26 protein-coding genes are annotated in these 24,298 nt (G+C 69.8%); 18 read left to right on the top strand and 8 right to left on the bottom strand.

Features of this window, described 5'->3' with window-relative positions:
* Window positions 1–27 precede the first annotated feature (27 nt).
* The 6 genes from ACFOJE_RS21520 to ACFOJE_RS21495 form a co-directional block, all read right to left on the bottom strand.
* On the bottom strand, window positions 28–1,119 hold the full coding sequence (locus ACFOJE_RS21520; RefSeq protein WP_377817065.1) for an LLM class flavin-dependent oxidoreductase: 1,092 nt from the start codon (window positions 1,117–1,119) through the stop codon (window positions 28–30).
* 52 nt (window positions 1,120–1,171) lie between these two features.
* The gene (locus tag ACFOJE_RS21515; protein WP_377817063.1) at window positions 1,172–1,963 is read right to left on the bottom strand and encodes an ABC transporter ATP-binding protein; all 792 of its coding nucleotides are present in this window, start codon (window positions 1,961–1,963) and stop codon (window positions 1,172–1,174) included.
* Window positions 1,957–2,961 carry an ABC transporter permease gene (locus ACFOJE_RS21510; protein WP_377817062.1) on the bottom strand — a complete coding sequence of 335 codons (1,005 nt, stop codon included), beginning with the start codon at window positions 2,959–2,961 and terminating at the stop codon, window positions 1,957–1,959. Before ACFOJE_RS21510 ends, ACFOJE_RS21515 begins: the two co-directional genes overlap by 7 nt.
* A complete protein-coding gene (locus ACFOJE_RS21505) occupies window positions 2,942–4,009 on the bottom strand; it encodes an ABC transporter substrate-binding protein (protein ID WP_377817061.1) in 1,068 nt (355 codons plus the stop codon). The genes ACFOJE_RS21510 and ACFOJE_RS21505 overlap by 20 nt, the downstream gene beginning before the upstream one ends.
* Before the next feature lie 122 nt (window positions 4,010–4,131).
* Entirely contained in the window at window positions 4,132–5,346 is a 1,215-nt protein-coding gene (locus ACFOJE_RS21500; protein ID WP_377817059.1) for an acyl-CoA dehydrogenase family protein, read from the bottom strand.
* A gap of 268 nt (window positions 5,347–5,614) precedes the next feature.
* On the bottom strand, window positions 5,615–6,523 hold the full coding sequence (locus ACFOJE_RS21495) for a LysR family transcriptional regulator (protein ID WP_377817058.1): 909 nt from the start codon (window positions 6,521–6,523) through the stop codon (window positions 5,615–5,617).
* A gap of 97 nt (window positions 6,524–6,620) precedes the next feature.
* Here ACFOJE_RS21495 and ACFOJE_RS21490 point away from each other — a divergent pair, with 97 nt between their 5' ends.
* Both ACFOJE_RS21490 and ACFOJE_RS21485 read left to right on the top strand, forming a co-directional pair.
* On the top strand, window positions 6,621–7,229 hold the full coding sequence (locus ACFOJE_RS21490; protein ID WP_377817057.1) for a cysteine dioxygenase family protein: 609 nt from the start codon (window positions 6,621–6,623) through the stop codon (window positions 7,227–7,229).
* A complete protein-coding gene (locus ACFOJE_RS21485; protein WP_377817056.1) occupies window positions 7,226–8,809 on the top strand; it encodes a rhodanese-related sulfurtransferase in 1,584 nt (527 codons plus the stop codon). The genes ACFOJE_RS21490 and ACFOJE_RS21485 overlap by 4 nt, the downstream gene beginning before the upstream one ends.
* A 34-nt stretch (window positions 8,810–8,843) precedes the next feature.
* Here the strand turns inward: ACFOJE_RS21485 and ACFOJE_RS21480 are convergent, their stop codons facing one another.
* Window positions 8,844–9,209, bottom strand: coding sequence for a YidH family protein (locus tag ACFOJE_RS21480; protein WP_377817055.1), 366 nt, complete (start codon window positions 9,207–9,209; stop codon window positions 8,844–8,846).
* A 588-nt stretch (window positions 9,210–9,797) separates the two neighbouring features.
* Between ACFOJE_RS21480 and ACFOJE_RS21475 the strand changes: the two genes are divergently transcribed.
* The 16 genes from ACFOJE_RS21475 to hypE all read left to right on the top strand — a co-directional run bounded on the left by ACFOJE_RS21475 (window position 9,798) and on the right by hypE (window position 23,558).
* Window positions 9,798–10,874, top strand: a complete 1,077-nt coding sequence (locus tag ACFOJE_RS21475; RefSeq protein WP_377817054.1) for a hydrogenase small subunit — start codon at window positions 9,798–9,800, stop codon at window positions 10,872–10,874.
* Entirely contained in the window at window positions 10,871–12,679 is a 1,809-nt protein-coding gene (locus tag ACFOJE_RS21470; protein ID WP_377817053.1) for a nickel-dependent hydrogenase large subunit, read from the top strand. Before ACFOJE_RS21475 ends, ACFOJE_RS21470 begins: the two co-directional genes overlap by 4 nt.
* Window positions 12,680–12,695: 16 nt before the next feature.
* Window positions 12,696–13,418 (top strand): Ni/Fe-hydrogenase, b-type cytochrome subunit, encoded by a 723-nt coding sequence (gene cybH / locus ACFOJE_RS21465; protein ID WP_377817052.1) that lies wholly within the window; start codon window positions 12,696–12,698, stop codon window positions 13,416–13,418.
* 125 nt (window positions 13,419–13,543) lie between these two features.
* The gene (locus ACFOJE_RS21460) at window positions 13,544–14,161 is read left to right on the top strand and encodes a HyaD/HybD family hydrogenase maturation endopeptidase (RefSeq protein WP_377817051.1); all 618 of its coding nucleotides are present in this window, start codon (window positions 13,544–13,546) and stop codon (window positions 14,159–14,161) included.
* A gap of 2 nt (window positions 14,162–14,163) precedes the next feature.
* Complete coding sequence (hypC, locus tag ACFOJE_RS21455) at window positions 14,164–14,481, top strand: HypC/HybG/HupF family hydrogenase formation chaperone (protein ID WP_377817050.1); 318 nt, start codon at window positions 14,164–14,166, stop codon at window positions 14,479–14,481.
* Window positions 14,481–14,921: a hydrogenase gene (locus tag ACFOJE_RS21450; protein ID WP_377817049.1), complete on the top strand. Its 441-nt coding sequence runs from the start codon at window positions 14,481–14,483 to the stop codon at window positions 14,919–14,921. The genes hypC and ACFOJE_RS21450 overlap by 1 nt, the downstream gene beginning before the upstream one ends.
* A 2-nt stretch (window positions 14,922–14,923) precedes the next feature.
* Window positions 14,924–15,781, top strand: coding sequence for a hydrogenase expression/formation C-terminal domain-containing protein (locus tag ACFOJE_RS21445; RefSeq protein ID WP_377817048.1), 858 nt, complete (start codon window positions 14,924–14,926; stop codon window positions 15,779–15,781).
* The gene (locus ACFOJE_RS21440; RefSeq protein WP_377817047.1) at window positions 15,778–15,996 is read left to right on the top strand and encodes a rubredoxin; all 219 of its coding nucleotides are present in this window, start codon (window positions 15,778–15,780) and stop codon (window positions 15,994–15,996) included. The genes ACFOJE_RS21445 and ACFOJE_RS21440 overlap by 4 nt, the downstream gene beginning before the upstream one ends.
* Window positions 15,997–16,003: 7 nt before the next feature.
* A complete protein-coding gene (gene hybE / locus ACFOJE_RS21435; protein WP_377817046.1) occupies window positions 16,004–16,477 on the top strand; it encodes a [NiFe]-hydrogenase assembly chaperone HybE in 474 nt (157 codons plus the stop codon).
* Complete coding sequence (locus ACFOJE_RS21430) at window positions 16,474–17,514, top strand: nickel-dependent hydrogenase large subunit (protein ID WP_377817045.1); 1,041 nt, start codon at window positions 16,474–16,476, stop codon at window positions 17,512–17,514. Before hybE ends, ACFOJE_RS21430 begins: the two co-directional genes overlap by 4 nt.
* Entirely contained in the window at window positions 17,507–17,848 is a 342-nt protein-coding gene (hypA, locus tag ACFOJE_RS21425) for a hydrogenase maturation nickel metallochaperone HypA (RefSeq protein ID WP_377817044.1), read from the top strand. The genes ACFOJE_RS21430 and hypA overlap by 8 nt, the downstream gene beginning before the upstream one ends.
* Before the next feature lie 2 nt (window positions 17,849–17,850).
* Window positions 17,851–18,807, top strand: a complete 957-nt coding sequence (hypB, locus tag ACFOJE_RS21420; protein ID WP_377817043.1) for a hydrogenase nickel incorporation protein HypB — start codon at window positions 17,851–17,853, stop codon at window positions 18,805–18,807.
* 20 nt (window positions 18,808–18,827) lie between these two features.
* Window positions 18,828–21,125 carry a carbamoyltransferase HypF gene (gene hypF, locus ACFOJE_RS21415; RefSeq protein WP_377817042.1) on the top strand — a complete coding sequence of 766 codons (2,298 nt, stop codon included), beginning with the start codon at window positions 18,828–18,830 and terminating at the stop codon, window positions 21,123–21,125.
* An 11-nt stretch (window positions 21,126–21,136) separates the two neighbouring features.
* Window positions 21,137–21,394 carry a HypC/HybG/HupF family hydrogenase formation chaperone gene (locus tag ACFOJE_RS21410; RefSeq protein ID WP_377817041.1) on the top strand — a complete coding sequence of 86 codons (258 nt, stop codon included), beginning with the start codon at window positions 21,137–21,139 and terminating at the stop codon, window positions 21,392–21,394.
* Window positions 21,391–22,536 (top strand): hydrogenase formation protein HypD, encoded by a 1,146-nt coding sequence (hypD, locus tag ACFOJE_RS21405; protein ID WP_377817040.1) that lies wholly within the window; start codon window positions 21,391–21,393, stop codon window positions 22,534–22,536. The genes ACFOJE_RS21410 and hypD overlap by 4 nt, the downstream gene beginning before the upstream one ends.
* Window positions 22,533–23,558, top strand: coding sequence for a hydrogenase expression/formation protein HypE (hypE, locus tag ACFOJE_RS21400; RefSeq protein ID WP_377817039.1), 1,026 nt, complete (start codon window positions 22,533–22,535; stop codon window positions 23,556–23,558). Before hypD ends, hypE begins: the two co-directional genes overlap by 4 nt.
* Before the next feature lie 120 nt (window positions 23,559–23,678).
* Here hypE and ACFOJE_RS21395 read toward each other — a convergent pair whose 3' ends face one another.
* The gene (locus tag ACFOJE_RS21395) at window positions 23,679–24,245 is read right to left on the bottom strand and encodes a HupE/UreJ family protein (protein WP_377817038.1); all 567 of its coding nucleotides are present in this window, start codon (window positions 24,243–24,245) and stop codon (window positions 23,679–23,681) included.
* Window positions 24,246–24,298: the final 53 nt, after the last annotated feature.

The raw sequence follows: 24,298 nt of genomic DNA, 5'->3' as shown, positions 1-24,298 counted from the left end.
TTGCGCGGGGCTGGGCGCGGGCGGGGTTCAGGCGCTGCGGCTGGTCTGCTGGCGGTCGCGTTCGGCGACCTTGGCGCGGATCAGCGGGATCAGCTCGCGGCCGTAGTCGACGGCGTCGTTGAGCGGATCGAAGCCGCGCATCAGGATGTTGCGCACGCCCAGGTCGTAGTAGTCGAGCAGGGCGTCGGCGACCTGTTCCGGGGTGCCGACCAGGGCGGTGGAGTTCTGCCCGCCGCCGACCAGCCCGGCGATGCCGGTCCACAGCCGCTTGTCCACCCGCTCGCCGCGGGCCACGGTCTGGCGCAGGCGCTGGGCGCCGACGCTCTGCGGCTTGGCCGCCAGCACCGGGCCGGCCTGCGCCTGGCGCTCGCGGGCGCGCCGGAGGATGGCGTCGGCCTTGGCCCAGGCCTCTTCCTCGGTGGCGGCGATGATCGGCCGGAACGACACGCTGAACTCGATGCTGCGCCCGTGGCGGGCCGCCTCGGCGCGTACCCGGGCGAGGATCTCGCGGGTCTGCTCCAGGGACTCGCCCCACAGCATGTAGACGTCGGCGTGCTTGCCGGCGACGCGCAGCGCCGCGTCCGAGGCGCCGCCGAAGTACACCGGGATGTGCGGCTTCTGCTCGCTCTTGATCGCCGAGAAGGCCTGCTCGACCCGGTAGAACTCGCCCTGGTGGTCGAACGGGCGGTCCGCGGTCCAGGCCTTCTTCAGCACCTCGAGGAACTCGTCGGTGCGCGCGTAGCGCCGGTCGTGGTCGAGGAAATCGCCGTCCTTGCGCTGCTCGGCGTCGCTGCCGCCGCTGATCACGTTCAGCGCCAGGCGGCCGTCGAGCAACTGGTCGAGGGTGGCCAGCTTGCGCGCCGCCAGGGTCGGCGCGACGAAGCCGGGGCGGTGCGCCAGCAGCAGGCCGAGGCGGCGGGTGGAGAGGCCGGCCAGGGCGGTGACCAGAAAGCCGTCCGGCTGGTCGGACCAGTAGCCGACCAGGATGCGGTCGAAGCCGGCGTCCTCGTGGGCCTTGGCGAAGCTGCGGATGTAGTCCTTGTCGAACACCGGGCCCACCGGGGCGATGGTTTCCGAGGACAGCCGGTGGCCGATCATGCCGAGAATCTGAATGCTCATCTGTGGGGCTCCTGCCCGATGCGAAGAAAGGGGAACGACGGGAATGCGGCGGCTACCAGCTGCTGCCCAGGCCGAGCAGCTCCAGCGCCTGCTGGCGCAGCTCGACCAGGTAGGGATCGTCGCGGTGCCGCGGGTAGTCGCGCTCGACCTTGAGTTCGGCGAGGATGCGCGCCGGCCGGTTGCTGAACACCAGCACCCGGTCGCAGAGCAGCAGGGCTTCCTCGACGTCGTGGGTGACCAGGAGCGAGCTGTAGCGCTGCTGCTGCCAGAGGCGGATCAGCTCGCCCTGCATGGCGATGCGGGTCAGCGAGTCGAGCTTGCCCAGCGGCTCGTCGAGCAGCAGCAGGCGCGGCTCGTTGACCAGCGCGCGGGCCAGCGCCGCGCGCTGGGCCATGCCGCCGGAGAGCTGGCGCGGATAGGCGTCGCGGAAGTCGATCAGGCCGACCTTGGCCAGCGCCATGTCTACCCGCGCCCGCTGGCTGTCGAGCAGGCCGCGGGCCTGCAGGCCGAGGGCGACGTTGTCCCAGACCGTGCGCCAGGGATAGAGGGTCGGGTCCTGGAACACCAGGATGCGCGACGGATCGGGCGCGGCGATCGGTTGGCCGTCGGCGAGGATCTGCCCGGCCAGCGGCGTCTCCAGTCCGGCGACCAGGCGCAGCAGGGTCGACTTGCCGCAGCCCGAGGGGCCGATCAGGGCCACGCTCTCGCCGGGTTCGAGGGTCAGGTCGACCTTGTTCAGCACCGGCAGGCTAGTCTTGCCCAGGTCGAAGGCATGGCTCAGGTTCTTCACGTCCAGGCGCAGGCCGTTGCCTTTGGCCTGCTCGCGGGGGGCGGCACTCACCATTTCACGGCTCCTTTCTGCCAGGACAGGACGCGGTCGCGCACGAGGAACAGCAGGGTGATCAGCCCCGAGCAGAGCAGGGCCATCACCAGCAGCGCCGCGTACATGTTCGGGTAGGCCGCCCAGCCCTGGGCCCATTGCAGGTACCAGCCGAGCCCGGCCTTGACGCCCATCATCTCCGCCACCACCAGCACCGAGAAGGAGGCGCCGAGGCCCATGAACAGGCCGACGAAGACGTGCGGCAGGGCCGCCGGGATGGCCACGCGGAAGATCAGGAAGCGCTCGCTGGCGCCCAGGGTGCGGGCCACGTCGTAGTAGGCGCGGTCGACGCTGGCGACCCCCGACCAGGTCAGCACCGTGACCGGGAACCAGGTGGCCAGGGCGATCAGGAACACGCTGGCGCCCCAACTGCTGGGGAAGACGAAGAAGCACAGCGGCAGCAGCGCGGTGGACGGCACCGGGCCGAGGATGCGCAGCACCGGGTGCAGCCAGTAGCCGATGCGCTGCGACCAGCCGATCGACACCCCGGCGACGAAGCCGAACGCCGAGCCCAGCAGCACGCCGTTGGCCAGCAGCCAGAACGAGTGCAGCAGGCTCTCGCCCAGGCGCGGCCAGTCCTCGGCGTAGACTTCCAGCAGGGCCTGGGGCGGGGCGAAGAAGGGCACCGGCAGCAGCGCCAGCTTGGCCGTCGCCAGTTGCCAGAGGCCGAGCAGCAGGGGCAGGGCGATCAGCCACTGGCCGGCCGGGCGCAGGCGACTGGCCAGCCGGGTCGTCGGGCCGGGCAGCAGCGCGAGCAGGGCCAGCAGCACGGCGATGGCGATGCTGCCGTGGGTCAGCTCGCGGGTGTAGGGCCAGGTCCGCGTCGCGTTGGGCGCCAGCTCGCAGTAGAGGGCGAAGGCCAGCCAGGCCGAGGCGGCCAGCAGTCCCGTCGCCCACAAAGAAAACGGCCGGCGCCGCTCCTCGCGCAACTCGCGCAATATTTCAGCTGAATATATCGGCATGGATGCTCTCCGCGAAGGCCAGGGGATCGGTGCTCGGGCGCAGCACGTCCACGGCCTTGAGGTCGCGGGCGTAGACGGCGATTTCCTTGACGAAGGCATCGCCCACCGAGTAGTGCGCGTGGGTGTGCTCGTTGAGGATGGCGCTGACTTCCTCGGCCGTGGTGTTGATCGAGTGGGCGAGGAAGGCCTTGGCCACGGCTTCCGGGTGCTGCGCGGCCCAGGCGTGGGCCTGGAGGATGGCGTGGGTCAGGGCGGCGGCGACCGGCTTGTCCTTGCGCGCCAGGTTGCCGCCGACGCCGACCACGCAGCAGCTCAGGTTGGCGTAATCCTCGACCAGGTTGGTGGACAGCTCGCGCTTGCCCGGCTGCTTCTTCAGCCGGTACATCATCGGGTCGGAGCCGCTGGCGGCCTGAATCTCGCCCTTGTCCAGGGCAGTGCCGAGCAGGTCGATGGGGTAGACCCGCCAGTTCACGTCGCGCACCGGGTCGACGCCGTGGCGCTTGAGCATCAGCGAGAAGAAGTTCTTGTCGGCGCCGGCCATGTCGGTGACGCCGATGGTCTTGCCCTTGAGCTCCTCGTAGGTGCGCGGGCCGTTCTCCTGGCCGATCAGGCGCAGGCAGCCGCCGTGGGTGCCGGCGGTGAGCTTGACGTCGAAGCCTTGCTCCAGCGCCTTCAGCCAGCGCAGGGCCATGCCCACCGCGGCGTCGGCCTTGCCGGTGGCGAGGGATTCCAGCAGCACCTCGGTGGAGTTGCCGAAGTTGACGAATTCCACGTCCAGATTGTGGTTGCGGAAGAAACCCTGGTCGTCCGCCACGGTCACCGGCGCGATGCAGACGGCGTTGAGGTTGATCGCCAGCTTGATCTTGCGCGGCTCCGGCAGCGCCCAGCTCTGGGCGTCGAGGCGGAAGGCTTCGGCGCTCGGGGCGGCCTGGCCGTGGTGGGCGTGGCCGTCCTCGGCCAGGGCGAGGCGACCGAAGGCGGCGGCTGCGGCGAGGCTGCCGGTCAGGCCCAGCAGGCGGCGACGGGAAAGGTTCGGGTTGAAGGGCATGCGAGTCACTTCCAGAGGTCCATGTGATTTCTGGCAGGCACCGCGTGGTCGGGAAGCTGCGTCGTTGGGGGCGGGGCGGTTGGACGGCCGTCCGGGTGGTGGTGTCGGACGGCCGCTTCGGTTCAGGCCAGGCGCACCGGCGCCTCGGCGTCCCTTCCGGGGGCGCGGGCCAGGGCGGCCTGACCGGCCTTGGTCAGCACCACGTCGTTCTGCGGCGTGTGGATGCGGCTGCAGAGCACGTTGCGGTAGTGCCGCTCCAGCGCGCCGGACCTGCTCAGCCCGGGATTGCCGGACGCTTCCAGGGCGCGCTGCACCGCGCGGATGGCGTTGTCGGTGATCAGGTACTTGAGCTGGCCGCTGGCGCCTTCCGGCAGGCGCTGCGTGCCGGCGGCCTCCAGCAGGGTGCGGTTGACCAGCAGCAGGCTGTCGATTTCGCCGACCGTCTGCTGGAAGCGCGGCAGGCTGGCCAGTGGCGCGCCGAGGTTGGACGGCGTGCGGTTCTGCAACCACTCCACCAGCCAGTCGCGGGCGGCGCGGGCGACGCCGTCGTAGATGGCGCCGAGCAGGGCGGCCATCCACAGCTGGCCGGTGGCGTCGAGTTCGCTCTCGCTGCTGCGGCGGCTGGCCGGGGCGATGTTCACCGCGTGGTCGAGGGGCACCGGCACGTCGTCGAAGTCGATGCGGTGGCTGCAGGTGGCGCGCATGCCCAGATGGTCCCAGTCCTCGACGATGCGGATGCCGGGGCTGTCCTTGTGCACCAGCCAGACGCCGACCAGCGGGTCGGCATCGTCGCTGCGGGCGAACACGCTGTACCAGGTCAGGCCGTAGCTGCCGGTGGAGTAGAGCTTGCTGCCGCTCAGGCGCCAGCCATCGGCCGTGCGCCGGGCGACGGTGGCCGGCAGGCCGCCGCGGGACGGCGAGCCCAGTTCCGGCTCCACGCGCAGGGCGTTGATCAGGGCGCCGTCCTCGATGGCCTCGCGCACTACCCGCTGGCGCAGGTGCTCCGGCCATTGCGGGTTGTCGTGCAGGCGGCCGTGCTGCAGGTACTGCATGGCCAGGATCAGCGCGGTGGAAGGATCACCCTGGGCGATCGCGCCGACGGTCTCGACGGCCTCGGCCAGTCCGCCGCCCAGCCCGCCCTTCGCCGCCGGGATGGTCAGGGCCAGCAGGCCGTGCTCGTGCAGGCGGATGAAGTTCTCGTGGGGGAACTGGCCGGTGCGGTCGTAGTGCCCGGCCCGGCGCGCGAACTCGGCGCCCAGTCCGGCGAGCAGCTCGGTGAATTCCGGGCTGCCGGGCTTGACGGGGGTTCTGGCGACCCGGGGGGCATTGGCAATCATTCTGGCACTCATCGGAAACTCACCCTTGGGCGACGGCGGGATTCGGTGTCGTCCGGTGGTCCGGTGGGTCCATCCATTCATGCGCCGGTTCGGAAGGCTTCTGCCGCTGGCAGGAAGGTCTGTCCCCCATACTGGTCGCATAAGAAACAAAACTGAAGTTCTATTTTGTTATAAACAAATATTCCTTCGTTGTAACTTGGTTGGTGATAAATATTCAATAAACGCATGTTGTGCGAGGCAGGTCTTGCCTGCCGCCCGTCGCTCAGGCTCAGGCGTTCGCTGTCTGCGGCGATTCCAGCTGTCCGGAGATCAGGTTGCCGAAACGCTCGATGGCCTCGTGCAGATTGCCGACGAAGCGCGGGCGCAGCAGCCAGAGTTCGACGCTCGGCTGGAAGTCCGCCAGCGCGACGACTTCCAGCCGGTCGCGGTAGCGGCTGGCGTTCAGCAGCGGCTCGGGAACCAGGCCCAGCCCGAGATCCTTGGCCACCAGCCCGAGCTGCAGTTCGCTGCCGAAGGTTTCCAGGTTCACCTGCAGCTTCAGGTTCCGCTCCTGCAGGGCCTGCTGCAGCCCGGCGCGGAAGCCGCAGCCGTCGGGATTCAGCACCCAGCCGCGGCGGCAGCAGTCGGCGAGCCGGCCGTCGCGGCGCTCCAGGCTGCCGCGGGCGGCCACCACCAGCAGCCTCATCCGCGCCAGGGAGGTGCCGGCGATGTTCTCGGCAAACGCCTTGCCCGGCGGGAACAGCGCCGCCACGGCGTCCAGTTCGCGGTTCTCAAGGCGCGCCAGCAGGGTGTTGCCCCAGCCGCTGGAAACCTGGGTCCGCAGGTCCGGGTAGGCGGCCCGCAGCCGCTCCAGGGCATCGAGCAGGACCAGATCGCCCAGGGCCTGCGGCACGCCCAGGCGCAGCAGGCCGCTGGGCGGGGCGTCGCGGGCGACCATCTCGCGCAGCACGTCCATGTTGCGCAGCACCTCGCGGCACTGTTCGTAGACCCGCAGGCCCAGGGCGGTGGGCTTGAGGGGCTTGGTGTTGCGGTCGAGCAGTCGCACGCCGAGGGCCTCCTCGAAATTCTGCACGCGGCGGGTGATGGCCGACTGGGTCAGCTGCAGGCTGTCGGCCGCCAGGCTCAGGGATTGGCAGCGGACGACGGCGGCGAAGGCTTCGAGATCATCTGTTTTCATGCTAAGCAAGTATATTAGCTTATGAATAAATTGAATTTAGCGAATGATAGGCTGCTTGCTAACGTGGCGCCATCTTGTCACGCAATGGAATCCAAGGATGAGCAATGCCCCCCTGCGCCTCGAGCGCCTGCGTCACTTCGTAACCGGCCTGGCCGAGGTCCTCGAACGCCACGACGACGAGGCGTACGTCCTCGATGAGGGCAAGCGCCTGCTCGGCGAGCTGATCCGCCACGACGACTGGTTGCCGGAGGCCTTCGCCCAGCCCGATCCGGACCGCTACCAGCAGTTCCTCCTGCACGCCGATTCGCGCCAGCGCTTCTCCGTGGTGTGCTTCGTCTGGGCGCCGGGACAGACCACGCCGGTCCACGACCACCGGGTCTGGGGGCTGATCGGCATGCTCCGCGGCGAGGAGGTCTCGCAGAACTACGCGCTGACCGCGGAGGGCCTGCGTCCCGACGGCTCGCCGATCCGCCTGAGGCCGGGCGACGTTGAGGCGGTATCGCCGCGCATCGGCGACATCCACCAGGTCTCCAACGCCCTGGGCGACCGGGTGTCGATCAGCATCCACGTCTACGGCGCCAACATCGGGGCGGTGCGCCGCGCCACCTATCAGCCGGACGGTACGGAAAAACCGTTCATCTCCGGCTATTCCAACGACGTCCTGCCGAACATCTGGGACCAGTCCAAGGAAGGGGGCCGAGCATGAGCCGGATCGCCCGCCGTTCCTTCGCCGAAATCCGCGCCGCCCTGCTGGCACGCCAGGAACTGGCACTGGTGGACGTGCGCGAGGAAGCCCCCTATGCCAGCGGCCATCCGCTGTTCGCCGTGAACATTCCGCTGTCGCGTCTGGAGCTCGAGATCTACGCGCGCATTCCACGGCGCAGCACGCCGGTCACCGTCTACGACGACGGCGAGGGTCTGGCCGAGCGCGCCGCCGAGCGCTTGCGCGAGCTGGGCTACGCCGACGTCGCCCTGCTGGAGGGCGGCCTCGCCGGCTGGCGCGAGGCCGGCGGCGAGCTGTTCATCGACGTCAACGCGCCGAGCAAGTCCTTCGGCGAACTGGTGGAAAGCCGGCGGCACACCCCGTCGCTGGCCGCCGAGGAGGTCAAGGCCCTGCTGGACGAGAAGGCCGACGTGGTGGTGCTGGACGCCCGCCGCTTCGACGAATACCAGACCATGAGCATTCCCGGCGGCGTCAGCGTGCCCGGTGCCGAGCTGGTGCTGCGGGTGCGCGAGCTGGCGCCGAATCCGGCGACCCGGGTGATCGTCAACTGCGCCGGGCGCACCCGCAGCATCATCGGTACCCAGTCGCTGATCAACGCAGGCATCCCCAATCCGGTGACGGCGCTGCGCAACGGCACCATCGGCTGGACCCTGGCCGGCCAGCAGCTGGAGCACGGACAGAGCCGCCGCTTCGGCGCGGTATCGGCCGGGACTCGCGCCCTGGCGGCGGAATCCGCCGGCCGGGTCGCCGACCAGGCCGGCGTCGGTCGCGCCGGACTGGCCGATCTGGCGCGCTGGCGGGAGGAGGCCGGACGCACGACCTACCTGTTCGATGTGCGCACGCCGGAGGAGTACGAGGCCAGGCATCTGCCGGGGTCGCGCCAGACCCCGGGCGGCCAGCTGGTGCAGGAGACCGACCACTACGCCAGCGTGCGCGGCGCGCGGCTGGTGCTGATCGACGACGACGGCGTGCGCGCCAACATGAGCGCTTCCTGGCTGGCGCAGATGGGCTGGGAGGTACACGTGCTGGACGGGCTGGGCGCCGCCGACTTCTCCGAGCGGGGCGTCTGGGCCGCGCCGGTGCCGCCGGCGCCAACGAGCGAGGACGTCGCCCCGGGGACTCTGCGCGACTGGCTGGCGGCGGGCGACACCCTGCTGCTGGACTTCACCGCCAGCGCCAACTACGTCAAGCGGCATATCCCCGGCGCCTGGTGGGCGCTGCGCGCGCAACTGCCCCAGGCGCTCGAGAAGTTGCCGCCTGCGGAGCGCTACGTGGTCACCTGCGGCAGCAGCCTGCTGGCGCGCTATGCGGTGGACGAGCTGCGCGCGCTGACCGGCAAGCCGGTGTTCGTCCTGGCCGGCGGCACGGCCGCCTGGATCGCCGCCGGCCTGCCGCTGGAGACGGGCGAGACCGCCCTGGCGGAGCCCCGCACCGACCGCTACCCGCGTCCCTACGAGGGCACCGACAACCCGCGGGAGGCCATGCAGGCCTATCTGGAGTGGGAGTTCGGACTGGTGAAGCAGCTCGGACGCGACGGCACCCATGGCTTCTTCGTGATCTGAGGCGGCGGGCCGGCCGCGACGGTCGGCCCTTCGCTCAATTGGCGAACAGGTAGCCCAGCAGGAGCAGCCCCAGCGCGGCGACCACCAGGTTGATCGCCGGGCCGGCATTGACGCTGTAGCCCTCGGGAATCTCCACCGGCTTGAGCGTCCGCACCACCTTGCGGTACTGCCAGGACGAGCTCAGCGCCACCACGGCCCCCAGCAGCAGAAAGCCCAGCCCCATCCAGAATGAGGGGCCGCGCTCCAGATCGGCATCTCCCGGCCGCAGCATCAGGTGCATGAACAGGCCGAAGCGCTCGATGACGAAGCCGAAGGCCATGAGCGACAGGCTGGTACGGTTCCACGCCAGCAGCGTGCGTTCGGCGGCGAAGAAGACCCGCGGGTCGTTGAGGTCGGACATGCCGATACTCCGTTGGGGAAGGGCGATCCGGGACGCCGGTCGGCGCTCCGGCCCGGCGGTCAGGACGCCGGCTTGGATGGTTCGATGTGGATGCGCTCGATGCCGGCCGGCGGTTCTTCGCTCGGGTGCAGATCGATCCGGGCGGAGGCGGCCTCGTCGTTCCGCTCGCGTCAGGTCATGCTGTCGAGCGCCTGCGCGCTGATCGGGAGGCCGGTCCTGACGAGTGGGCGATAAAGCATCGCAAACTCCTTTCGTATCGGGCGTATGCCAGTCAGGTTACTCGAAAGAGCGCCGATGGCGCAGCGGGGCCGCGGTTCCGTGGGCTTCGGCAGGAGGGGAGGGCGGGCGAGTCCGGATCTTTATTAATAACTGTCCAGCGACGTTGAGTCGCGCCCTAGTGCGACGCTATGTCGCAAATACAAACATTATTCCGGATTACGTCATGACAAAACGATATCGTTGGGGGATGATGAGACTTTCGTCTCATTCATCAACCGCTAGGCTTCCGCGCGCACGCGAACTCAGGGCGAAGCGCAGGCCAGGCACCGAGTAAGAGCGTCTCAGCGGCCTCGCCTCAAGGGTAACGGCATGTCTCAAATCGAAACCTTCTATGACGTGATGCGGCGTCAGGGCATCACCCGTCGCAGCTTTCTCAAGTATTGCAGTCTGACGGCTGCCGCGCTGGGCCTCGGGCCCACCTTCGCGCCGCAGATCGCCCATGCGATGGAAACCAAGCCGCGTACCCCGGTGCTCTGGGTGCACGGACTGGAGTGCACCTGCTGCTCCGAGTCCTTCATCCGCTCGGCCCACCCGCTGGTCAAGGACGTGGTGCTGTCGATGATCTCCCTCGATTATGACGACACCCTGATGGCCGCCGCCGGCCACCAGGCCGAGGCCTCCCTCGAGCACACGATGGAGAAGTACAAGGGCGAATACATCCTCGCCGTGGAAGGCAACCCGCCGCTGAACGAAGACGGCATGTTCTGCATCGTCGGCGGCAAGCCCTTCCTCGACCAGCTCAAGCGCGCCGCCAAGAACGCCAAGGCGGTGATCGCCTGGGGCAGCTGCGCCAGCTGGGGTTGCGTGCAGGCCGCGCGCCCGAACCCGACTCAGGCGGTGCCGATCCACAAGGTGATCCACGACAAGCCGATCATCAAGGTGCCGGGCTGCCCGCCGATCGCCGAGGTGATGACCGGGGTGATCACCTACATGCTGACCTTCGGCAAGCTGCCGGAGCTGGACCGTCAGGGCCGGCCGAAGATGTTCTACGGCCAGCGCATCCACGACAAGTGCTACCGCCGCCCGCACTTCGACGCCGGCCAGTTCGTCGAGCACTGGGACGACGAAGGCGCGCGCAAGGGCTACTGCCTGTACAAGGTGGGCTGCAAGGGGCCGACCACCTACAACGCCTGCTCCACCGTACGCTGGAACGAGGGCACCTCCTTCCCGATCCAGGCCGGCCACGGCTGCATAGGCTGCTCCGAGGACGGCTTCTGGGACAAGGGCTCGTTCTACGACCGTCTGACCAACATTCCCCAGTTCGGCATCGAGAAGAATGCCGATGAGATCGGTACCGCCGTGGCCGGCGGTGTCGGTGCCGCCATCGCCGCCCATGCCGCGGTGACCGCCATCAAGCGTCTGCAGAACAAGGGAGACCAGGCATGAGCAACCAGCTGAACGCCAGCCAACTCGACAACTCCGGCCGCCGTATCGTGGTCGACCCGGTGACCCGCATCGAGGGTCACATGCGTTGCGAAGTCAACGTCGACGACAAGAACGTGATCCGTAACGCGGTGTCCACCGGCACCATGTGGCGTGGCCTGGAAGTCATCCTCAAGGGTCGCGACCCGCGCGACGCTTGGGCCTTCGTCGAGCGTATCTGCGGCGTCTGCACCGGCACCCACGCGCTGGCCTCGGTGCGGGCGGTGGAGGATGCCCTGGGTATCCAGATCCCCTACAACGCCCACCTGATCCGCGGGCTGATGGACAAGACCCTGCAGATCCACGACCACATCGTGCACTTCTACCACCTGCACGCGCTGGACTGGGTCAACCCGGTCAACGCCCTGAAGGCCGATCCCAAGGCCACCTCGGCCCTGCAGCAGTCGGTCTCGCCGGCCCATCCCAAGTCCAGCCCGGGCTACTTCCGCGACGTTCAGACCCGCCTGAAGAAGTTCGTCGAGAGCGGCCAGCTCGGCCTGTTCTCCAACGGCTACTGGGACAACCCGGCGTACAAGCTGCCGCCGGAAGCCGACCTGATGGCCGTGGCCCACTACCTCGAGGCGCTGGAGCTGCAGAAGGACATCGTCAAGGTCCACACCATCTTCGGCGGCAAGAACCCGCATCCGAACTACATGGTCGGCGGCGTGGCCTGCGCCATCAACCTGGACGACGTCGGCGCGTCCGGCGCGCCGGTCAACATGGTCAGCCTGAACTTCGTCCTCGAGCGCATCCGCGAGGCCCAGGAGTTCACCCGTAACGTCTACCTGCCGGACGTCCTGGCCATCGCCGGGATCTACAAGGACTGGCTCTACGGCGGCGGCCTGGCTGCCCAGAACCTGCTGTCCTACGGCACCTTCACCCAGATCCCGGGGGACAAGTCCAGCGACCTGCTGCCGGCCGGCGCCATCGTCGACGGCAACTGGAACGAGGTGCTGCCGGTCAACGTGCGCGATCCCGAGGAGATCCAGGAATTCGTCAGCCACTCCTGGTACACCTACGCCGACGAGACCAAGGGTCTGCACCCCTGGGACGGCGTCACCCAGCCCAAGTTCGAGCTGGGCCCGAACACCAAGGGCACCCGCACCGACATCAAGGCGCTGGACGAGGCGCACAAGTACAGCTGGATCAAGGCCCCGCGCTGGCGCGGCCGCGCCATGGAGGTCGGTCCCCTGGCGCGCTACATCATCGCCTACGCTTCCGGTCGCGAGTACGTCAAGGAGCAGGTCGACCGCTCCCTAGCCGCCTTCAACCAGAACACCGGCCTGAACCTCGGCCTCAAGCAGTTCCTGCCCTCGACCATCGGCCGCACCCTGGCCCGCGCCCTGGAGTGCGAACTGGCCACCGACGCCATGCTCGACGACTGGAACGCCTTGGTCGCCAACATCAAGAACGGCGATCGCGCCACCGCCAACGTCGACAAGTGGGACCCGAGCACCTGGCCGAAGGAGGCCAAGGGCGTCGGCATCAACGAGGCGCCGCGTGGCGCGCTGGGGCACTGGATCCGGATCAAGGACGGCAAGATCGAAAACTATCAGGCTATCGTGCCGACCACCTGGAACGGGTCGCCGCGCGACCACCTGGGCAACATCGGCGCCTACGAGGCGTCGCTGCTGGGCACCCCGATGGCGCGTCCGGACGAGCCGGTGGAGATTCTGCGCACCCTGCACAGCTTCGACCCCTGCCTGGCCTGTTCGACCCACGTGATGTCCCCTGATGGCCAGGAACTGACCCGGGTGAAGGTCCGCTGAACCGGAGGAATGTGCGATGGCACTGGAAAAAACCCTGGAAACCGCCGACGGCCGGCAGAAGGTCCGCAAGCAGACCGCGGTGTACGTCTACGAGGCGCCCCTGCGCCTCTGGCACTGGGCCACGGCGCTGTCCATCGTCGTGCTCGGCGTGACCGGCTACTTCATCGGCGCGCCGCTGCCGGCGATGCCCGGCGAGGCGAGCGACCACTACCTGATGGGCTACATCCGCTTCGCCCATTTCGCCGCCGGCTACGTGCTGGCGATCGGCTTCCTCGGGCGGGTCTACTGGGCCTTCGTTGGTAACCATCACGCCCGCGAGCTGTTCATCGTGCCGGTGTTCAGCAGCCGCTGGTGGAAGGAGCTGCTGCACGAGGTGCGCTGGTACCTGTTCCTGGAGAAGGTGCCGAAGAAGTACATCGGTCACAACCCCCTGGGGCAGCTGGCGATGTTCTGCTTCTTCGTGATCGGCACCATCTTCATGAGCATCACCGGCTTCGCCCTCTACGCCGAGGGCCTGGGCCGCGGCAGCTGGGCCGACCGCCTGTTTGGCTGGGTCACCCCGCTGTTCGGCCAGAGCCAGGACGTGCACACCTGGCACCACCTCGGCATGTGGTACCTCGTGGTCTTCGTCATGATCCATGTCTATCTGGCCGTGCGCGAAGATATAATGTCCCGGCAATCGCTGATCTCCACCATGGTCGGCGGCTGGCGGATGTTCAAGGACGACAAGCCGGACTGAAGCCTCCCGGCAGGTCGTTTTCCACCGCCCGGGCCGCACCCGGCCCGGGCCATCGCCATCAGGGACGAACGCAGGTTGACCAGGGCTCGGGCCGGACGGCCCCGGGCGGCAACGGTAAGTAATCCATGACGACTCCCAACATTCTCATTCTCGGCATCGGCAACCTGCTCTGGGCGGACGAAGGCTTCGGGGTGCGCTGCATCGAGCGGCTCAACCAGGGCTACCGCTTCCCCGACGGCGTAACGCTGATGGACGGCGGCACCCAGGGGCTCTACCTGGTCCAGCACGTCCAGCAGGCCGATTGCCTGATCGTCTTCGACGCCATCGACTACGGCCTGCCGCCCGGCACCCTCAAGGTGGTGCGCGACGCCGACGTGCCCAAGTTCATGGGCGCCAAGCGCATGAGCCTGCACCAGACCGGATTCCAGGAAGTGCTGGCCATCGCCGAGTTCACCGGCTCCTTTCCCCGCGAACTGCTGCTGGTCGGCGTGCAGCCGGAGGAGCTGGAGGACTTCGGCGGCAGCCTGCGCGAGCCGGTCCGCGCCCAGGTCGAGCCGGCCCTGGCCATCGCCCTGGAGTTCCTCGCCGAGCGCGGCGTGATCGCCATGGCGCGGGAGGACGCCGCCGAAGAGCTGGCGCCGGAACAACTGGCCCTGGAGCGCTACGAGGCGGAGCGGCCGGCCGAAGACGTGGCCTACCGCTACGGCGACATTCGTTTCATCCCCCAGACCGACGAGCAATAGCCATGTGCATCGGCATCCCCATGCAGGTCCTGGAAGGGGCCGAGGGCCGGGCCCTGTGCGCCGACGGCCTGGAAACCCGCTGGGTCGACACCCGGCTGGTCGACCCGCCGCAGCCCGGCGACTGGCTGCTGGTATTCCTCGACGCCGCCCGCGAGCGCCTCGACGCCGAGCGCGCTGCGCAGATCCGCGACGCCCTGCGCGCCCTGGAGGCCGCCATGGCCGGGGATCTGGCCAGCGTCGACCAGCTGTTTGCCGATCTAGACCGCGAACCGCAGCTGCCGCCCCATCTGCAGGCGCAGCTGCCCGCCAAGGAGCAGTAATGAATCACCCCCTGTTCGAGCGCCTGGTCACCCTGGGCTATCCCCGGCTGGACGCCGACAACTTCGAAGGCCGGGTGCAGGCCCAGGCGTTCTCCGTGCTCTTCTTCAGCGAAGATCCCAACCGCTTTCCCGAATCTCTCGATGTGGCAGTGATCCTGCCGGAGCTGGTCAAGGCCTTCCCCCAGCTCAGCCCGGCGCTGATCGACCGCAGCTTCGAGCGCACCCTGCAGGAGCGCTACGGTTTCAGCGTCTGGCCGGCCCTAGTGTTCCTCAAGGAGGGACGCTATCTGGGCACCCTGTCGCGGATCCTCAACTGGCAGGAATACCTCGAGCAGATTCCGCAGATCCTCGCCCGCGAGCCCCAGGATCAGCTCATTCCCTTGCGCGCGCTGGACAGCAGTAACGCGCGCAGCTGCGCACAACCCACGGAAGCCAGCTAACCATGACAGGCCAGATTCCCGTACTCAACATCGGCATGGGCCCCGGCTCTCAGGTCGAGGACGAACTCAGCTACATGCCCATGCCCCACGAAATGAACACCTTCGAGGTGCCGGTGCTGCCGGAGCCCGAGGAGGTCGGCGAGTGCCCGGCGGCTCTGGAGCTGCTGACGCGCCTGCAGGAGGCCCTGGACGGCTACCGGGTCGGCACGCCGGGTGTTGTGCTCGAACTCGATACGCTGCCCGAACAGGCGTTGACCCTGCTCAAGCAGATCCTCGGCGAAGGCGAGGTGGCGATCCAGATCGGCGGCCAGCGCCCGGCGCGCATCCAGGAAACCGTCCTGGCCGGCGTCTGGTGGATCCACCAGCAGCTGGACGGTGCCGACGGCGTCGCCCGCCAGTGGCTGGAAGTAGCCGACGTTCCGGCGCTGGCCGTCGAACAGGCCTTCGCCGCCGCGCGCTGGCCGCAGCTGGACGGCGCCGACCTGCCGGCCGATCTGCTCAATGCCGGCCCGGTGCTGGTCGAACTGCTCGACGTCGCCCGCCAGCATGCCCAGGCGCCGCGCAGCCTGCCCCACGTGATCAACCTGTCGCTGCTGCCGTTCTCCCCGGAGGACCAGCGCTACCTCGCCGCCCAGCTGGGCGAGGGCTGCGTGGCGGTGCTCTCGCGCGGCTACGGCAACTGCCGGATCGGCAGCACGGCCACCCCGGGCATCTGGCGCGTGCAGTACTTCAACAGCACCGACCAGCTGATCCTCGACACCCTGGAAGTCACGACCATCCCCCAGGTGGCCTGCGCCGCCCAGGAGGACATCGAGGATTCGGCCGAGCGGCTGCGGGAGATCCGCGAGGTACTGCTGTGAGCGCGCACTTCGAGGGCAGCTACCTGGGCGACGCCTCGCGCCTGCCGGAAGACGCGGTGCTGGAGTGCAAGATCTGCTGGTATCAGTACCACCCCGAGAAGGGCGACGACGTCTGGCAGATCCCGCCGGGCACGCCGTTCGCCGCGCTGCCGGAGCACTGGCGCTGTCCGAACTGCGACGGCGACCGCGAGCAGTTCATGGTGGTCGATGACTGAGGCGGCGATGCTGACGGGCGAAGCCATACTGGCCTATTACCGGGCGGTGGCCGAGCGCATGGCCGGGTTGCCGGTGTACAACCCGGCGCTCGCCGTGGAGCTGCGCGGCTGGCGCGAGGTGGCCGGGGTCGGCGGCGTCGGCGTACTGATCACGCCCTGGTGCATGAACCTGTTCTGGCAGCCCCTGGCCGAGGCCGAGCTGCCCGGCAAGGGCGAGCAGGCGCTGCTGTCGCTGCCCAGCGGCGACTACGAATGCACCCTGCACGAGGACCCGACCCTCGGCCGCTTCGCCAGCGCCTCGCTGTGCTCGCCGATGCAGGACTTCGCCGACCAGGCCGGAGCCCAGGCGATGGCCGACGAGGCCCTCAGGCTGGTGTTCGCCGAGCCGGCTCCTGTGCTCGAGCCCGCCCACGAGCCGGCGACGCCGGTCAACCTCGGGCGCCGGGCGCTGTTCCGCCGCGCCCTGGGCGGTGCGCCGTGAACGATCTGAGCGCGCTGGCCGGGCGGCTGCAGGTGGAGGTCTTGCTGCGCGACGGCCGCATCGAGGCCGTGGAAACCCGCCTGCAGCGCCCTCTGGTGCAGATTTCCCGGCTGCTCGTCGGCCAGGCTCCGGAGCAGGCCCTGGCGCGTCTGCCGCTGCTCTTCGCCCTGTGCGCCGGCGCCCAGCAGGTGGCCGCGGTCCGGGCCCTGGAGCAGGCCGCCGGCTGGCAGCCCATGGCGGAGGTGGAGGGCGGCCGCACCCGGCTCAGCGAGCTGGAGCTGCTGCGCGAGTCCCTGCTGCGTCTGGTCCGGGACTGGCAGCTGCCGTTGCCGGCGGAGCGCCTGAAGAGCCTGCTCGGGCTCTGCCAGCGCGGGATCGCCCTGCTGCAGCCGCTCTGCGCGATGGGCGCCGCGCCGCTGGCCTCCGACGGGCGGCTGGCCGACATCCTCGGCGAGCTGGCGGAATGCTGGAGCACGCTGGTGCTGCCGAGCCCCGACGACTGGCTGCAGCCGCGGCTGCAGCGCTGGCGGGAGGTGGCCCTCGGCGGTTCCTTGCCGGCCGTTTTCGAACCGGCGGACATTCCGCCCCTGCTGGAGCGGCTGCGCGCCGGCGAAAGCGAGGCGAGCATCGCCGGGGAGCCGCGCATCACCGGACCTGCGGCCTTCGCCGACGGCGGGGCTCCGGCCGCGATGCAGATCGCCCAGCGGGTCGCCGCGCTGCTGCGGCGGGCGGAACAGGCCGCCATCGGTCAGCCGGTCCGGCCACCGGTCGCCGAGGATCTGCTGGCGGAGGAGGGCGTCGGTCTGGCGCAGACCGCCCGCGGCTGGCTGCTGCACCGGGTCCGCTTGTCGGCAGGGCGCGTCGCCGTCTGGCAGTTCCTCGCGCCGACCGACTGGAATTTCCATGCCGACGGCCTGCTGCGCCGTCAGCTACTCGGCGTGCAGGTGGCCGAAGAGGAATGCGAGGCGCTGCTGCGCGAGCTGATCCTCTCGGCCGATCCCTGCGTCGCCTTCGAGGTGAGAATCGCCCATGCATGAGATGTCCATCGCCGAGGGCGTGGTGCAATTGCTCGAGGATCAGGCCTCGGCCCAGGGCTTCGCCCGGGTCAAGGGCGTGTGGCTGGAGATCGGGCCGCTGTCCGCGGTCGACGCCAGTGCCCTGCGTTTCTGCTTCGACGCGGTGACCCGCGGCAGCCTGGCCGAGGGCGCCCGCCTGGAGATCATCGAGCTGCCGGGACGCGCCTGGTGCCTGGGCTGCAGCACCAGCGTGGCGATCCGCCAGCGCTACGACAGCTGCCCGAACTGCGGCAGCCACCAATTGCAAGTCACCCAGGGCGACGAGCTGCGGGTCAAGGAACTGGAGGTAGAGTAAGCATGTGTACCGTTTGCGGCTGCGCCGAGGGCGAGACCCGGATCGAAGGCGAGCATCAGCACCATCCCCACACCCACGAACACGGGCATGCCCATCCCCACGAGCATAGCCATCACGAGCACTCGCACCTCGACCACGCCTTCGTGCGCCGTCCGGCGCCGGTCGAAGGCGGCGCGCTGCGCGTGGAGGGACTCAACCTGCACTTCGGCCAGGGCCCGGCCCGCGCCCATGCGCCGGGCCTCAGCCAGAGCCGCATGGTGCAGATCGAGCAGGACATCCTCGGCAAGAACGACCGCTACGCCGCCGAGAACCGCGCCCGCTTCGACGCCCAGTCGATGTTCGTCCTCAACCTGGTGTCCAGCCCCGGCTCGGGCAAGACCACCCTGCTGACCAAGACCATCGAGCGCCTGGCCGGGCGCTGGCCGCTGGCGGTGATCGAGGGCGACCAGCAGACCGACCACGACGCGGCGCGCATTCGCGCCACCGGCGTGCCGGCGGTGCAGGTCAACACCGGCAAGGGCTGCCACCTCGACGCGCACATGGTCGGCCACGCCCTTGAGCGCCTCGCGGGCCTGGACGGCGGCCTGCTGTTCATCGAGAACGTCGGCAACCTGGTCTGCCCGGCGGCCTTCGACCTCGGCGAGGCGCACAAGGTGGCGATCCTCTCGGTGACCGAGGGCGAGGACAAGCCGCTCAAGTACCCGGACATGTTCCATGCCGCGGACCTGATGCTGCTGAACAAGATCGACCTGCTGCCGCACCTGGACTTCGACGTCGAGGCCTGCATCGCCTACGCCCGCCGGGTCAACCCGGACATCGAGGTGATTCAAGTCTCCGCGCGCAGCGGCGAGGGCATGGACCAGTGGCTGGCGTGGATCGAGCGCCAGCGCGGTGCCCGCCTGCGGGCGCGGATCGACGCCCTCAAGGCCCAGGCGCAGGGGCTGGAGTCGCTGCTCTGAACGAAGCGGCAGAGGCGGGCGTGCGCCTGCTGCTCCGCGGCCAGGTGCAGGGGGTCGGCATGCGCCCGCTGGTTCATCGCCTGGCCACTGCCCTCGGCCTGCGCGGGGAGGTCTGCAACACCCGCGAAGGCGTGCGCATCGACCTGCAGGGCCTGGCCCCGAGCCTCGCTGCCTTCGAGGAGCGGCTGCGCGCCGAGCTGCCCCCCCTGGCCCGTCTCGACGCCCTGCGCCGGGAGGCCTTGCCCGACGACCGGCGCTTCGCCGGCTTCTCGATAGTCCCGAGCCGGGACGAGGCCGCCGCCGGCGTGCCGGTACCGCCGCCGGATGCCGCGGTCTGTCCGGCGTGCCTCGAAGAACTGTTCGATCCGCGGGATCGCCGCTGGCGCCATCCGTTCATCAACTGCACCCACTGCGGCCCTCGCTACAGCCTGATCCGCGCGCAGCCCTACGACCGTGCGCGGACCAGCATGGCCGCCTTCGACCTGTGCCCGGCCTGCCGCCAGGAGTACGAGAATCCGGCCGACCGCCGCTTCCACGCCCAGCCCATCGCCTGTCCGGACTGCGGGCCGAGTCTCTGGTGCGAGGACGCCGCCGGTCGGCGTCTGCCCGGCGATCCCGTCGAGCGGGTGGTGGAAGCCCTGGCGCGCGGGCGGATCGTCGCCCTGCGCGGCGTCGGCGGCTTCCACCTGGCCTGCGACGCGCGCAACGCCGCCGCGGTGGAAGCTCTGCGCCAGCGCAAGCGCCGGCCGGCCAAGCCCTTCGCCCTGATGGCGGCCAATCCGGCCTCGCTGAAGGCACTGGTCGAGCTGAACGACACCGGCCGACACGAGCTGACCGGGACGGCCGCGCCGGTGGTGCTGCTGCGCAAGCGCGCCGGGGCCGACCGCCTGCTCGCCCCCGGGGTGGCACCGGGGCTGGCCTGGCTCGGGCTGATGCTGCCGCACAGCCCGCTGCACTGGCTGCTGTTCCACGAGGCCGCCGGGCGGCCGGCCGGCAGCGCCTGGACCGGCGCGCCGCAGGAGCTGCTGCTGGTGATGACCAGCGCCAATCTCAGCGGCGAGCCGCTGATCACCGACAATGCCGAGGCCCGGCGCAAGCTGGCCGGCATCGCCGACCTCTGGCTGCTCCACGACCGGGAGATCGTCAACCGCTGCGACGACTCGGTGGTCGACGCCCGCACGGTCGAGCCCCTCGTCGTGCGCTGCGGACGCGGACTGGCGCCGCAGACCCTGCGTCTGGCCAGCAGCGGTCCGCCGCTGCTGGCCTTGGGCGGCTATCTGAAGAATGCCGTCTGCCTGACCCGCGACGGCTACGCCTATCTCTCCCAGCACATCGGCGACCTGGACAACGCCGACAGTTGTCGCGCCCTGGAAGGCACGGTGGAACGATTGAGCGAGCTGCTGGACATCCGCCCGCAGGGGATCGCCTGCGATCTGCACCCGGACTTCCACGCCAGCCGCTTCGCCCGCGATCTGGCCGGCCGCCTCGGCGCCCCCCTGCACGAGGTGCAGCACCACCACGCGCACATCGCCGCGGTGATGGCCGAGCACGGCCATGGCGGCCCGCTGCTCGGCCTGGCCCTCGACGGCTTCGGCCTCGGTGCCGACGGACGGCTGCGCGGCGGCGAACTGCTGCGGGTGACCGCCGCGGGCTGCGAGGCCCTCGGCGAACTGCTGCCGCTGCCGCTGCCCGGGGGCGACCGGGCGGCCCGCGAGCCCTGGCGCATGGCCGCCGGCGTGTTGCATGTCCTCGGTCGTAGCGGGGAGATCGCCGCGCGTTTCGCCGACGAACCGGGCGCCGCCGCCGTTGCGCGGATGCTCGAGCGCGGTTTCAATTGTCCCCCGACCACCAGCGCCGGGCGGCTGTTCGACGCCGCCGCCGGGCTGCTCGGGCTCGGCGCGGCGCAGCGCTACGAAGCCGAGGCGGCCATGCGGCTGGAGTCCCTGGCCGGCGCCTTGCCGGTTGAGGTGCCGAGGCTCTGGCGTATCGATACGGACAATCGCCTCGACCTGCTGCCCCTGCTGGAGCGACTGGCCGACCTGCGCGACCCGCAGGCCGGCGCGGCGCTCTTTCACGGCGTGCTGGTCGAGGCCCTGGCCGCCTGGGCCGTGCGCGCCGCCGAAGACCGCGGCCTGCACGAGATCGCCCTCGGCGGCGGCTGTTTCCTCAACGCCATGCTTCGCCACGGGCTTTGCGCCCGCCTGCGCGCCGCCGGCCTGGAACCGCTGCTGGCGCGCCGCGCGCCGGTCAGCGACGGCGGGTTGGCGCTGGGCCAGGCCTGGGCGACGCACCTGGCGTTGGGCAATCCATCAACATGAGGTAACTCCGGATGTGTCTCGCGATTCCGGTTCGCATTGAAGAACTGCTCGACGAGCAGACCGCCGTCGCCTGCATCGGCGGCCTGCGCAAGACGGTCAACGTCGCGCTGCTCGACGACCTCAAGGTCGGCGATTACGTGATTCTGCACGTCGGCTTCGCCCTGCAGAAGCTCGACGAGGCCGAGGCGCAGCGCAGCCTGGCGCTGTTCGCCGAAATGGGGCAGCTGGCCGAGGCGGAGCGGGCCGCCCTGGGAGAGATGCAGTCATGAAGTACGTCGACGAGTTCCGCGACGGCGCCACCGCGCGCCAGATCGCCGCGCGCATCGCCGCCGAGGTCGATCCGGGCCGCGAATACCGGCTGATGGAGTTCTGCGGCGGGCACACCCACGCCATCTTCCGCTACGGCATTCCCGGCCTGTTGCCGGACAACGTGCGGCTGATCCACGGTCCGGGCTGCCCGGTCTGCGTGATGCCGATCGGCCGGCTGGACATGGCCATCGAGCTGGCCCGCCGTCCGGAAGTGATCCTCTGCACCTACGGCGACATGCTCCGCGTACCGGCCTCAGGGCGCGTCAGCCTGCTCAAGGCGCGCGCCGAAGGCGCCGCGGTGCGCATGCTCTACTCGCCGGTCGAAGCACTCAAGCTGGCCCAGGACCATCCGGACAAGCAGGTGGTGTTCTTCGCCATCGGCTTCGAGACCACCACGCCGCCCACCGCGCTGGTCATCGAGCAGGCGCAGCGGCTCGGCCTGGCCAATTTCACCGTGTTCTGCAACCACGTGCTGACGCCGGCGGCGATGCACGCCATCCTCAATCTGCCCGAGTCCGCCGGCCCGCTGCGCCTGGACGGCTTCCTCGGGCCGGCCCACGTCAGCACGGTGATCGGCAGCGCCGCCTACGAGCCGTTCCCCGCCCAGTACGGCACGCCGGTGGTGATCGCCGGCTTCGAGCCGCTGGACGTGCTGCAGGCGATCCTGATGCTGGTCCGCCAGCTCAACGAGGGCCGCGCCGAGGTCGAGAACGAGTTCACCCGCGCCGTCACCCGGGAGGGAAACCTCAAGGCCAAGGCCCTCTGCGAGCGGGTCTTCGAGACCCGCGAGAGCTTCGAGTGGCGCGGCCTGGGGGCCGTGCCGCACAGCGCCCTGCGCATACGCGAGGCCTACGCGGAGCTCGATGCGGAGCGGCGCTTCGCCCTGGAGCAGCGCACCGGCCTGGAGAACAAGGCCTGCGAATGCCCGGCCATCCTGCGCGGGGCGAAGAACCCGCGCGACTGCAAGCTGTTCGGCAACCCCTGCACGCCGGACAACCCGCTCGGCTCCTGCATGGTTTCCTCCGAGGGCGCCTGCGCCGCCTACTACAGCTACGGCCGGCACCGCGAAGCGGCCGCCCAGGCGGTGGAGGTGCGTTCGTGAGTCGGCTGGATCTCAAACGTGGCACGGTGGAGATGATCCACGGTAGCGGCGGGCGGGCCTCCGCCCAGCTGGTCGCCGAGCTGTTCGCCAGGGCCTTCCGCAACGAATGGCTGGATCAGGGCAACGACCAGGCGCAGTTCGATCTGCCGCCCGGCCGGGTGGTGATGGCCACCGACAGCCACGTGATCTCGCCGCTGTTCTTCCCCGGCGGCGACATCGGCAGCCTGGCGGTGCACGGCACTATCAACGACGTGGCCATGGCCGGCGCTCGTCCGTGCTATCTGGCCGCCGGATTCGTGCTGGAGGAGGGCTTCCCGCTGGCCGATCTGGCGCGCATCGTCGAGTCCATGGCCGCCGCCGCCCGCGAGGCCGGGGTGCCCATCGTCACCGGCGACACCAAGGTGGTGGAGCGCGGCAAGGGCGACGGGGTGTTCATCACCACCACCGGGGTCGGCGTGGTGCCGGAAGGGCTGCGGCTCTCCGGCGACCAGGCGCGACCGGGCGACCGCATCCTGGTCTCCGGGAGCATCGGCGACCACGGCGTGACCATCCTCTCCCTGCGCGAAGGTCTCGGTTTCGAGGCCGACATCGGCTCGGACTCCCAGGCCCTGCACGGCCTGGTGGCGGCGATGGTGGAGGCGGTGCCGCAGATCCGCTGTCTGCGCGACCCGACCCGCGGCGGCCTGGGCAACACCCTCAACGAGCTGGCCCAGCAGTCGCGGGTCGGTATGCAGCTGGACGAGCGGACCATCCCGGTCCGCGAAGCGGTGCGCGCCGCCTGCGAGTTCCTCGGCCTCGACCCGCTGTACGTGGCCAACGAGGGCAAGCTGATCGCCATCTGCCCGGCTGAGCACGCCGAGCAGTTGCTGGCTGTGATGCATGCCCATCCCCAGGGCCGCGAGGCGGCGATCGTCGGCACCGTGGTCGAGGACCCGCAGTGCTTCGTGCAGATGCAGACGCAGTTCGGCGGCAACCGCATGGTCGATTGGCTGAACGGCGAGCAGCTGCCGCGGATCTGCTGAGCCTCTCCGTGGGGCCGTCTGGTTCTTCGCCAGCGGTCCCCGTCTTCCGAGCCTCTTTTCCGAGACGAAAAAAACCGGGCCCTGTGGCCCGGTCTTCGGCTTGCCGGAGGTCTTAGCGCATCAGACCATCATCAGCGCACCGCTGGCGGCGATGGCCAGGCCGGCGCCGCGGGACAGCAGCGGCAGGCGGCGCTGCACGGAGGCGGCGAGCAGGCCGCCGCCCAGGTGCAGGGTCAGGCTGGCGGCGAGGAAGCCGACGGCGAAGGCCGGCAGGCTGCCGCTGGCCTCGATACCGTGGGCGTAACCGTGGAACAGGGCGAAGCCGCCGGCCAGGGCCAGGCTGACGGGAGCCGGCAGGCGGGCGGCGGAGGCGATCAGCAGACCGAGCAGCAGCACCGACAGGGCGATTCCGCCCTCCACCAGCGGCAGGCCGCTACCGGCCACGCCGAGGGCGAAGCCGCCGAGCAGCATGGCGAGGAAGGTGGCCGGCACGGCCAGCTTCATGGCGCGCGGCTGCAGGGCCGCCCAGATACCGATGGCGAACATCGCCAGCAGATGGTCGAGACCGCTGAACGGGTGCATCAGACCGGCCATCAGGCCAGCGTCGCCGTGGCCGCCGACGTGGGCGAAGGCTGCGCCTGGCAGCAGGGTGAGGGGGAGCAGGGAGAGCAGGTGGGACTTCTTCATGGTGCAGGTCCTATTTTTACGGAACCGGTCCGGGCGGGCTGTGGCCTCGGCAG

The sequence above is a fragment of the Azotobacter bryophylli genome, assembly GCF_042643485.1.
GTDB lineage: Bacteria > Pseudomonadota > Gammaproteobacteria > Pseudomonadales > Pseudomonadaceae > Azotobacter > Azotobacter bryophylli.
This window is presented reverse-complemented; position numbering and strand designations above follow the sequence as displayed.

Coding starts and splice junctions, on each gene's coding strand:
- ACFOJE_RS21520 (WP_377817065.1), bottom strand. CDS start 1,119: ATGAGCATTCAGATTCTCGGCATGATCGGCCACCGGCTGTCCTCGGAA.
- ACFOJE_RS21515 (WP_377817063.1), bottom strand. CDS start 1,963: ATGGTGAGTGCCGCCCCCCGCGAGCAGGCCAAAGGCAACGGCCTGCGC.
- ACFOJE_RS21510 (WP_377817062.1), bottom strand. CDS start 2,961: ATGCCGATATATTCAGCTGAAATATTGCGCGAGTTGCGCGAGGAGCGG.
- ACFOJE_RS21505 (WP_377817061.1), bottom strand. CDS start 4,009: ATGCCCTTCAACCCGAACCTTTCCCGTCGCCGCCTGCTGGGCCTGACC.
- ACFOJE_RS21500 (WP_377817059.1), bottom strand. CDS start 5,346: ATGATTGCCAATGCCCCCCGGGTCGCCAGAACCCCCGTCAAGCCCGGC.
- ACFOJE_RS21495 (WP_377817058.1), bottom strand. CDS start 6,523: ATGAAAACAGATGATCTCGAAGCCTTCGCCGCCGTCGTCCGCTGCCAA.
- ACFOJE_RS21490 (WP_377817057.1), top strand. CDS start 6,621: ATGAGCAATGCCCCCCTGCGCCTCGAGCGCCTGCGTCACTTCGTAACC.
- ACFOJE_RS21485 (WP_377817056.1), top strand. CDS start 7,226: ATGAGCCGGATCGCCCGCCGTTCCTTCGCCGAAATCCGCGCCGCCCTG.
- ACFOJE_RS21480 (WP_377817055.1), bottom strand. CDS start 9,209: ATGTCCGACCTCAACGACCCGCGGGTCTTCTTCGCCGCCGAACGCACG.
- ACFOJE_RS21475 (WP_377817054.1), top strand. CDS start 9,798: ATGTCTCAAATCGAAACCTTCTATGACGTGATGCGGCGTCAGGGCATC.
- ACFOJE_RS21470 (WP_377817053.1), top strand. CDS start 10,871: ATGAGCAACCAGCTGAACGCCAGCCAACTCGACAACTCCGGCCGCCGT.
- cybH (WP_377817052.1), top strand. CDS start 12,696: ATGGCACTGGAAAAAACCCTGGAAACCGCCGACGGCCGGCAGAAGGTC.
- ACFOJE_RS21460 (WP_377817051.1), top strand. CDS start 13,544: ATGACGACTCCCAACATTCTCATTCTCGGCATCGGCAACCTGCTCTGG.
- hypC (WP_377817050.1), top strand. CDS start 14,164: ATGTGCATCGGCATCCCCATGCAGGTCCTGGAAGGGGCCGAGGGCCGG.
- ACFOJE_RS21450 (WP_377817049.1), top strand. CDS start 14,481: ATGAATCACCCCCTGTTCGAGCGCCTGGTCACCCTGGGCTATCCCCGG.
- ACFOJE_RS21445 (WP_377817048.1), top strand. CDS start 14,924: ATGACAGGCCAGATTCCCGTACTCAACATCGGCATGGGCCCCGGCTCT.
- hybE (WP_377817046.1), top strand. CDS start 16,004: ATGCTGACGGGCGAAGCCATACTGGCCTATTACCGGGCGGTGGCCGAG.
- hypA (WP_377817044.1), top strand. CDS start 17,507: ATGCATGAGATGTCCATCGCCGAGGGCGTGGTGCAATTGCTCGAGGAT.
- hypB (WP_377817043.1), top strand. CDS start 17,851: ATGTGTACCGTTTGCGGCTGCGCCGAGGGCGAGACCCGGATCGAAGGC.
- ACFOJE_RS21410 (WP_377817041.1), top strand. CDS start 21,137: ATGTGTCTCGCGATTCCGGTTCGCATTGAAGAACTGCTCGACGAGCAG.
- hypD (WP_377817040.1), top strand. CDS start 21,391: ATGAAGTACGTCGACGAGTTCCGCGACGGCGCCACCGCGCGCCAGATC.
- ACFOJE_RS21395 (WP_377817038.1), bottom strand. CDS start 24,245: ATGAAGAAGTCCCACCTGCTCTCCCTGCTCCCCCTCACCCTGCTGCCA.